Consider the following 8,037-nt stretch of genomic DNA (forward strand, 5'->3'; position numbering starts at 1 on the left):
CGGGGGCGCCCGCGCGGCCGAGACCGCGGCCGAGTCCGCCCGTCTCGCCGTCGCCGATGTCGTCGCCGAGGCCCGCGAGCAGATCGGCGAGCAGGCGCCGCCACCATCGGCGCCCGGCGAGGCGCACGACCACAGCCACTGAGGCGCCGATGAGCAGCGCATCGGCATCAGTTGTCGAGGACGATGTCCCGATCGTCATCCGCTCGGACGCTGCGGGTCGCGTGCGGTACACCGCGCCGTGGCTCGTCGGATCGCCCGCCCGGGCCGTCGCCGCCGAGCGGGCACTGGACCAGGTGTCGGGCGTCAAGGCCGCGTATGCATACCCCCGTACCGGATCGATCGTGGTCTGGATCGGTGACTCCTGCCTCCGCGACGAGGTGCTCGCGGCGGCGCGCTCGGCGATCGCGGAGCCGCGGGCGGCCGTCGCACCGCACGCCCCGCGCTCCGCGGACGTCTCGGGCGGCGACGTGGCGCGCATGGCAGTAGGTGGCGCCGCGCTTGTTCTGCTCGGCCTGCGCCGCTACGTGGCGCGCCGCCCTCCGCTGCTGGGCCCGACCAGCCGTACCGCGGCCGCCGGCGTCACGATCTTCACGGGCTACCCGTTTCTGCGCGGCGCGGTCCGTTCGCTCGGCGACCGTAGGTTCGGCGGGACCGACATGCTCGTGTCCGCGGCGACCGTAGCGAGCCTGGTGCTGCGCGAGAACGTCGTCGCCCTGACGGTCCTGTGGCTTCTGAACATCGGCGAGTATCTGCAGGATCTGACGCTGCGCCGCACGCGCCGAGCGATCCGGGACCTGTTGGCGGGCAGCGCGACCGAGGTCTGGGTCGCGGGCGACGACGACATCGAGCGTCTCGTACCTATCGACGAGCTTGCGGTGGGCGACCTGGTCGTCGTGCACGAGCATGTGGCGATCCCGGTCGACGGGGTCCTGGTGTCCGGCGACGGAGTGCTGGACCAGTCCGCGATCACGGGGGAGACTCTTCCGATCGCGACCGTCGAAGGGCAGTCCGTGCACGCGGGCAGCGTGCTGCTGCGGGGCCGGATCGTGGTGCGCGCGCAGGCGGTCGGCGCGGACACCGCCATCGGTCGAATCCTCAGCCGTGTCGAACGGGCTCAGGCCGATCAGGCGCCGATCCAGACCGTGGGAGAGAGATTCTCGGCGCGCTTCGTTCCGGCGTCGTTCGTCGTCGCCGCGGCGACCTTCGTCCTGACCCGCGATGTCCGCCGTGCGATGACGATGCTGCTGGTCGCGTGCCCGTGCGCCGTCGGACTCGCGACACCGACGGCGATCAGCGCCGCGATCGGCAACGGCGCCCGCCGCGGCATGCTGATCAAGGGCGGCTCGCATCTCGAGGCCGCCGGGCGCGTGGACGCGATGGTGTTCGACAAGACCGGCACGCTCACCGTGGGGCGTCCGCTGGTCACCAACATCGTCTCCTTCGATTCCGACTGGACCGCCGAACAGGTGCTCGCCTATGTCGCGAGCTCCGAGATCCACTCGCGGCACCCGTTGGCGCAGGCCATCATCCGCTCCACCCACGAGCGGCACATCGAGATCCCGGCACACGAGGAGTGCGAGGTGCTTCTGGGGCTCGGCATGCGCACCCAAGCGGACGGACGGATCCTGTTGCTGGGCAATCCTGAGTTGTTGCAGCGCGAGGGCGTCGTGATCGCCGAGCAGGCGCTGAACTGGGTGGACCGGCTGCACCGGGTCGCCGAGACGCCGCTACTGCTCGCCGTCGACGGGGAGCTGGTCGGCCTGGTCGGGCTGCGCGACAGCGTGCGCCCCGAGGCCCGCGCCGTACTCCAAGCTCTGCGTGCCGATGGTGTGCGACGGATCGTGATGCTCACCGGTGATAATCCGGCCGCGGCCGAGGCCGTCGCAGCAGAGCTGGGCATAACCGAGTGGCACGCGCAGACCCTGCCGGAGACCAAAGAGGAGACGGTCCGGACGCTGCGCGAGCAGGGCCACGTCGTCGCCGTGATCGGCGACGGAACCAACGACGCGCCCGCGCTCGCGCAGGCCGATATCGGGATCGCCATGGGTATGGGCGGCACCGATGTGGCAGTCGAGACGGCGGATGTCGCATTGGCCGGCGACGATCTCTCCCGCCTCGTCGACCTCCGTGACCTGTCACGGCACACCGTCGCTGTGATCCGGCAGAACTACGGTATGTCCATCGCGGTGAACGCCCTGGGCGTGGCGCTCGGCGCGGTCGGTGGGCTCTCGCCGGTGATGGCCGCGATCGCCCACAACGCATCGTCCGTCGCCGTCGCCTCCAACAGCGCACGCACCACCCGCTACCGCATCGCCGACTGACGTCGGTCCGTCGCTCGGCGTCTCCGGTCGGGCATCCGCGGATTCGGCGCCGCCCGCGCCGGCCGTCGGGATGTGGCCGCGGAGCCGCTCAGGCCGTGGTCCTGCGCAGCGTCGCCGCGGCGAGCCCGAGCCCGCCGAGTGCGAACGCCAGGACGATGCAGATGTCGATCCACATCGACATCGTCGCCGACGGGTGCAGGCCCACCTCCTGCAGCGCATCGACGGCATAGGTCAGCGGCAGGACCCGTCCGATCCACTGCAGCCAGTCCGGCATCTGCGCGCGCGGGACCAGCAGACCGCACAGGAAGATCTGCGGCACCACGACCACCGGGATGAACTGCACTGCTTGGAATTCCGTCCGCGCGAACGCCGAGAACAGCAGGCCGAGGGCGACACCCAGCCACGCGTCCACCACCGCGATGACGACCACCAGCACAACGGGACCCGTCGTGGTCATCCCCAGCAGATAGACCGTCACAGCCGTCGCGATCACCGCTTGAGCCGCTGCGGCGACCGAGAACGCCCCCGCATACCCGAGCAGCAGATCGGCCTTGGCGAGCGGCGTCGTGAGCAGCCGCTCGAGCGTTCCGGACACCCGCTCGCGTTGCATCGCGATCGACGTCACGATGAACATCAGGGCGAACGGCAGCACGCCCAGCATCACCAGAGCCAGCCGGTCGAAGGCGATTCGGGGGTAGAGGAAGTACAGCAGCGCGAGTAACACGCTGGGAACCGCGAGCACCAGTGCGATGGTGCGCGGGTCCGCTCGCAGTTGCCGCAGCACGCGAACGACGGTGGCGGACACTATCGTCGGGTTCATGAGTGCGCCTCCTGGGAACGGATGAGTGCGAGGAATGCGTCGTCGAGGTTCCCGGCGCCGGTGCGCCCGAGGAGCTCCGCGGGAGTCAGATCCCCGACGAGCCGTCCCTCGCGCAGCAGGATCAGCCGCGCGCAGTGCGCGGCCTCGTCCATGACGTGGCTGGAGACGAGCAGCGTCGTTCCCGAGTCGGCGAGCGACGTGAAGCGCTCCCAGAGTTCGGCTCGCAGCACGGGGTCGAGTCCGACAGTGGGCTCGTCGAGCACGAGAAGCCGCGGTCGTGCGACGAGCGCACAGGCGATCGAGACCCGCGAACGCTGGCCGCCCGACAGTCTGTCGACCGGCCTGCTGCGCAGTCGGTCGAGGCCGACGGCGGCGATCGCGTCACCGACGTCGGCGGCGGCTGTGGCCCGTCGCGCCGGGTACATCGCGGCGAAGTACTGGACGTTCTGGTCGACCGTGAGATCGCTGTACACGGCGGGGGACTGCGTGACGTAGCCGACCTCCGAGCGCAGTGGGCGCGCACCGGCGGGACGGCCGAGCACCGTCGTCGTCCCGGACGTGATCCGTTGAGCGCCGACCGCTACGCGCATGAGGGTGGTCTTGCCGCAGCCCGACGGCCCGAGTAGACCGGTGATGGAGCCGCGCGGCACGCGGGCGGTGATCGCGTCGAGCACCACCGCACCGCCACGGGACACGGTCAGGCCGTCGAACGCGATCGCGGTGTCCATGGGTGCCTCCGCAGCAACTCATCGAGCGTTGAAATACTGACCTCATCGTCGCCCGCCGCGCGGGCGATGTCAACACCGCGGCCCGGGAGGGCGGTGCGACGCCGAGCCGGTACCCTGCGCCTATGGCCATCGATGCGACGCTGCTGAAGATCCTTGCGTGCCCGCAGGACAAAGGGCCGCTGCTCTACGTGGCGGACGAGCTCTTCTACAACCCGCGCCTGCGGCGGGCGTACCCGATCGTGGACGGGTTGCCGGTCCTGCTGATCGCCGAGGCCCGTGACGTCGACGAGGACGAGCATCAGCGCATCCTTGCGCGCGCGGCTGGCTGATCACCCGCTGCGCGCGGCGCGCTGGGTGCTCGGCTCCACTCTGGTCGTGGACCCGCCCGCCGGTCCGGTGCGAGCGCGCATCGTCGAGGTGGAGGCCTACGGCTCGCCACCCGATGGGCCATGGCCCGATCCCGCTGCACACACCTTCCCGGGGGTGACGCCCCGCAACGGGGTGATGTTCGGTCCACCCGGCCACCTCTACGTGTATCTGTCTTACGGGATGCACGTGTGTGTCAACGTGACGGCCGGACCCGATGGCGTCGGGGCGGGAGTGCTCATGCGTGCCGCCCGTATCGAGGAGGGCGAGGAGGTCGTGCGCACCCGGCGTCCCGAGGGGCAGGCCTCCAGGTTGCTTGCGTCGGGGCCGGGACGGCTCGGTGAAGCCATGGGGATAGCATTGTCGGACAAGGGAATCGATCTCTTCGATCCCGATTCGCCGATCCGCCTGGAGATTGCGGCGAGGCGCGGTACCGTCGCGTCCGGTCCGCGGATCGGCATCAGCCGCGCTGTCGAGAAGCCTTGGCGTCTATGGCTCGCGGGTGCATCGGAGGTGTCCGGCCCTCCCCGCGGAAACACGTGGCCTGTCGATCCGGTCGAACCGCCCCACCGGCCGGTGCTCGGTGGGTAGACACGAAGCCATGACGATTGCGGAGGTGTTCGAGGGGTACGACGCGGTGGGGCTGGGCAGGCTGATAGCGGAGCGGGAGATCACGCCGGCCGAGTTGGTCGATGAGGCGCTGAGACGCGTGGAATTACTGAATCCCCGTCTCAACGCACTCAATTTCGTCGACGCCGAGCGGGCGCGGGCGGCGGCTGCCGGCGTCACGCCGACGAGCCCGCTGTCGGGAGTCCCGTTCGTCCTCAAGGATCTGGCGGTCGAGTGGGAGGGCTTCCCGGTCACCAACGGCTCCCGTTACTTCAAGGACTACGTCGCATCGGGAAGCTGGACACTCGCCGAGCGGCTGCGCGACGGCGGGCTCATCCCTCTGGGTAAATCGAACGTCCCGGAGGGTGGCTGGGCCGGCACCACCGAACCCGCGTTCCACGGCCCGACCGTCAACCCGTGGGACCCGTCCCGCATCCCCGGCGGTTCGTCGGGCGGTTCCTCGGTCGCGGTTGCGAGCCGGATGGTGCCGATCGCCGACGCCAGCGACGGCGGCGGATCCATCCGGATCCCTGCATCCATCAACGGTGTCGTCGGCCTCAAACCGTCGCGTGGGCGGGTCACGTTCGGGCCGACGCTCACCGACTTCTGGTACGGCTCGGCCTGCTTCCTCTGTGTCTCCCGGTCGGTGCGGGACACCGCGGCCTACCTCGACATCGTGGCGGGCGCGGAGCCGGGCGAGCCGTACGCGCTCCCTTCACCCGATGTGCCCTACGGCGAGGTCTACGCGCAGGAGCCCGGCCGATTGCGGATCGGCGTCATCACGTCCGGCCCCGACGGTGCGCCGCCCGATGAGGACGTCGCTGCCGCCGTCGGACAGGCCGCGGGCCTGTGCCGGGACCTGGGGCACGACGTGGACGGAGTGGACGTGCGCTTCTCGATCGAACTCCTGGGCCATGTGTTCTGCCGGATCGGAGCGGTGTCCGCCGCGGCCACGCACGCTTTCGCCGCGGGCGCGGTGGGGCACGAGGTCACCCCGGAGGATGTCGAGCCCGTCACCTGGGAGATGATCCGGCTCGGGCGCTCTATCACCGGACCGGAGCACTACGTCGACGTGGAGCTGATGCGCGGCCTCGCGCGCGACTACGTGCGCCAGCAGCGGGAGTTCGACGTCGTCCTCGCGCCGGTCCTGCCCGAGTCGGCGCCGGAGACGGGCTTCCTCGATATGCAGAACCAGGATCTGGAGACCTACAACGACCGGATGACCCGAGGCGCCGTGTTCACGGCGCCCGTGAATCTGTCCGGCCAGCCCGCCATCACCCTGCCGATAGGGACCACGGCCGACGGCCGCCCCGTCGGCGTGCAGTTCATCGGTCGGATGGGCGCGGAGGACACGCTCCTGCGGCTGGCCGCGACGCTCGAGCGCGCCGCGCCGTGGGCGGACCGGCGTCCGCCGGTCACCCGGGAGATGGGACTCTGAACCCGCGGGCGACAATAGACCGCGTGAGTGCGGACATCCTCGACGAACTGACCTGGCGCGACCTGATCGCGCAGTCCACCGACCTCGACGCCCTGCGTGAGCACCTGGCCGACGGTATGAGGACGCTCTACATCGGATTCGATCCCACGGCTCCGTCCCTGCACGCCGGCCACCTGGTTCAGTTGCTCACGCTGAAGCGGTTCCAGCAGTTCGGGCACAGGCCGGTCGTCCTCGGCGGCGGCGCGACCGGGCAGATCGGCGACCCACGCGACGAGGGCGAGCGAGTCATGAACTCGACCGACACGGTCGCCGAGTGGGCGGAGCGGATCGAGGCGCAACTGCGCCGTTTCGTCGACTTCGGGGACGCGCCGAACTCGGCTGTCGTCGTGAACAACCTGGACTGGCACGGGCAGACCAACGTCCCGACGTTCCTGAGGGATGTGGGCAAGCACTTCTCCCTCAACGTGATGCTCGCACGCGACACGATCAAGCGGCGGCTGGACGGCGACGGCATCAGCTACACCGAGTTCAGCTACATGCTGCTGCAGGCCTACGACTTCGTGGAGCTAGCGCGCAGGTACGGGTGCACACTCGAGTGCGGCGGCTCGGACCAGTGGGGCAACATCATCTCGGGCGTCGACCTCAACCGGAAGATCGACGGTCGCACTACGCACGCTCTGACGACGCCGCTGGTCACGTCCTCGGACGGCAAGAAGTTCGGCAAGTCGACCGGCGGGGGGTCGCTATGGCTCGACCCCGAGATGACCAGCCCGTACTCCTGGTACCAGTACTTCGTGAACACCGCGGATGCGGACGTGATCCGCTACCTGCGGTGGTTCACCTTCCTCACCCGGGACGAGATCGACGAGCTCGAGCGTGAGACCGACGAGGCGCCGCAGCGCAGGACGGCGCAACGCCGGCTCGCGGCCGAGATGACCACCCTCGTGCACGGTGAGGCACACACCCACGCGGTTGAGCTCGCCTCGCGGGCTCTCTTCGGCCGCGCCGAACTCGCGGAGCTCGACGAGGGGACCCTGGCGGCCGCGGTGGCTGAGACGCCGGTGGCCGATGTCGCCCCGGGCGAACCACGCACGATCGTCGATCTCCTGGTCGCGACCGGACTGTCCGAGAGCCGGGGCGCCGCGCGACGCGCTGTCAAGGAGGGCGGTGCGTACGCGAACAACGTGAAGATCACCGACGAGGAGTGGGCTCCGGACCCCGGCGACCTGCTGCACGGCAAGTGGCTGGTGATCCGTCGGGGGAAGAAGAGCTTCGCCGGAGCCCGGTTCGCCTGAACCGGGCTTGTGCGGCGGATCACGACGGGGCAGCGGCGGGACCACCCCAGCGCAGCCTCGTCCTGACCAGGGCTTCTGGCAACGTTCTCGGCCTTGACCTGCGGATTTGGCCCGATGTTCGACGCCGTGTAACTTATTCGAAGTCGCCGGGGGTTCGGTTCGGGTGCAGGTGTGTTTCTGTGGTCGGGTCGGGTTCTTGGTGGTGGGTCTGCTGGGGTGGTGCGGGGGTTTGACTCCGTGTTGCTGGTGTTGTAGGCTGGAGCGGTTGCTCGTTCCGGGTGCCGGGGTTGTTGTTCGGTGGCTCTGGTCTGGTGTGGGCGTGTTCTTTGAGAACTCAACAGTGTGTCGATGAATTGTCAGTGCCAAAGATGTTTTTTTTGGCTTTGCACAGACGATCAAGAGAGTGTTTTTTTGGTTGTTTGTGTGTGGCTTTTCTCGTTCAATTTTTCTTTGACGAGGT

8 protein-coding genes are annotated in these 8,037 nt (G+C 69.3%); 6 read left to right on the forward strand and 2 right to left on the reverse strand.

Annotated features, from left to right (window positions below; genetic code table 11):
- Both P0W64_RS22270 and P0W64_RS22275 read left to right on the forward strand, forming a co-directional pair.
- Positions 1-142, forward strand: a 142-nt coding sequence (locus P0W64_RS22270) for a DUF1490 family protein (protein WP_275482397.1), incomplete at its 5' end; no start/stop codon positions are given.
- A gap of 7 nt (positions 143-149) precedes the next feature.
- The gene (locus P0W64_RS22275; RefSeq protein WP_275482390.1) at positions 150-2,321 is read left to right on the forward strand and encodes a cation-translocating P-type ATPase; all 2,172 of its coding nucleotides are present in this window, start codon (positions 150-152) and stop codon (positions 2,319-2,321) included.
- Positions 2,322-2,409: 88 nt separating this feature from the next.
- Here the strand turns inward: P0W64_RS22275 and P0W64_RS22280 are convergent, their stop codons facing one another.
- A complete protein-coding gene (locus P0W64_RS22280; protein WP_275482391.1) occupies positions 2,410-3,141 on the reverse strand; it encodes an ABC transporter permease in 732 nt (243 codons plus the stop codon).
- Positions 3,138-3,869, reverse strand: a complete 732-nt coding sequence (locus P0W64_RS22285; protein WP_275482392.1) for an ABC transporter ATP-binding protein — start codon at positions 3,867-3,869, stop codon at positions 3,138-3,140. Before P0W64_RS22285 ends, P0W64_RS22280 begins: the two co-directional genes overlap by 4 nt.
- Before the next feature lie 122 nt (positions 3,870-3,991).
- Here P0W64_RS22285 and P0W64_RS22290 point away from each other — a divergent pair, with 122 nt between their 5' ends.
- From P0W64_RS22290 to tyrS, 4 genes are read left to right on the forward strand one after another with little or no spacing between them, the layout of a single operon-like run.
- Positions 3,992-4,198 (forward strand): Trm112 family protein, encoded by a 207-nt coding sequence (locus tag P0W64_RS22290; RefSeq protein WP_275482393.1) that lies wholly within the window; start codon positions 3,992-3,994, stop codon positions 4,196-4,198.
- Entirely contained in the window at positions 4,179-4,826 is a 648-nt protein-coding gene (locus P0W64_RS22295) for a DNA-3-methyladenine glycosylase (RefSeq protein WP_275482394.1), read from the forward strand. The genes P0W64_RS22290 and P0W64_RS22295 overlap by 20 nt, the downstream gene beginning before the upstream one ends.
- Before the next feature lie 10 nt (positions 4,827-4,836).
- On the forward strand, positions 4,837-6,282 hold the full coding sequence (locus P0W64_RS22300) for an amidase (protein ID WP_275482395.1): 1,446 nt from the start codon (positions 4,837-4,839) through the stop codon (positions 6,280-6,282).
- Between the two features lie 23 nt (positions 6,283-6,305).
- Positions 6,306-7,577 carry a tyrosine--tRNA ligase gene (gene tyrS / locus P0W64_RS22305; protein WP_275482396.1) on the forward strand — a complete coding sequence of 424 codons (1,272 nt, stop codon included), beginning with the start codon at positions 6,306-6,308 and terminating at the stop codon, positions 7,575-7,577.
- The last annotated feature ends 460 nt before the right edge of the window (positions 7,578-8,037 follow it).

It is taken from the genome of Tsukamurella sp. 8F (genome assembly GCF_029167375.1).
Lineage (GTDB): Bacteria > Actinomycetota > Actinomycetes > Mycobacteriales > Mycobacteriaceae > Tsukamurella.

Coding starts and splice junctions, on each gene's coding strand:
- P0W64_RS22285 (WP_275482392.1), bottom strand. CDS start 3,869: ATGGACACCGCGATCGCGTTCGACGGCCTGACCGTGTCCCGTGGCGGT.
- P0W64_RS22300 (WP_275482395.1), top strand. CDS start 4,837: ATGACGATTGCGGAGGTGTTCGAGGGGTACGACGCGGTGGGGCTGGGC.
- P0W64_RS22290 (WP_275482393.1), top strand. CDS start 3,992: ATGGCCATCGATGCGACGCTGCTGAAGATCCTTGCGTGCCCGCAGGAC.
- P0W64_RS22275 (WP_275482390.1), top strand. CDS start 150: ATGAGCAGCGCATCGGCATCAGTTGTCGAGGACGATGTCCCGATCGTC.
- P0W64_RS22280 (WP_275482391.1), bottom strand. CDS start 3,141: ATGAACCCGACGATAGTGTCCGCCACCGTCGTTCGCGTGCTGCGGCAA.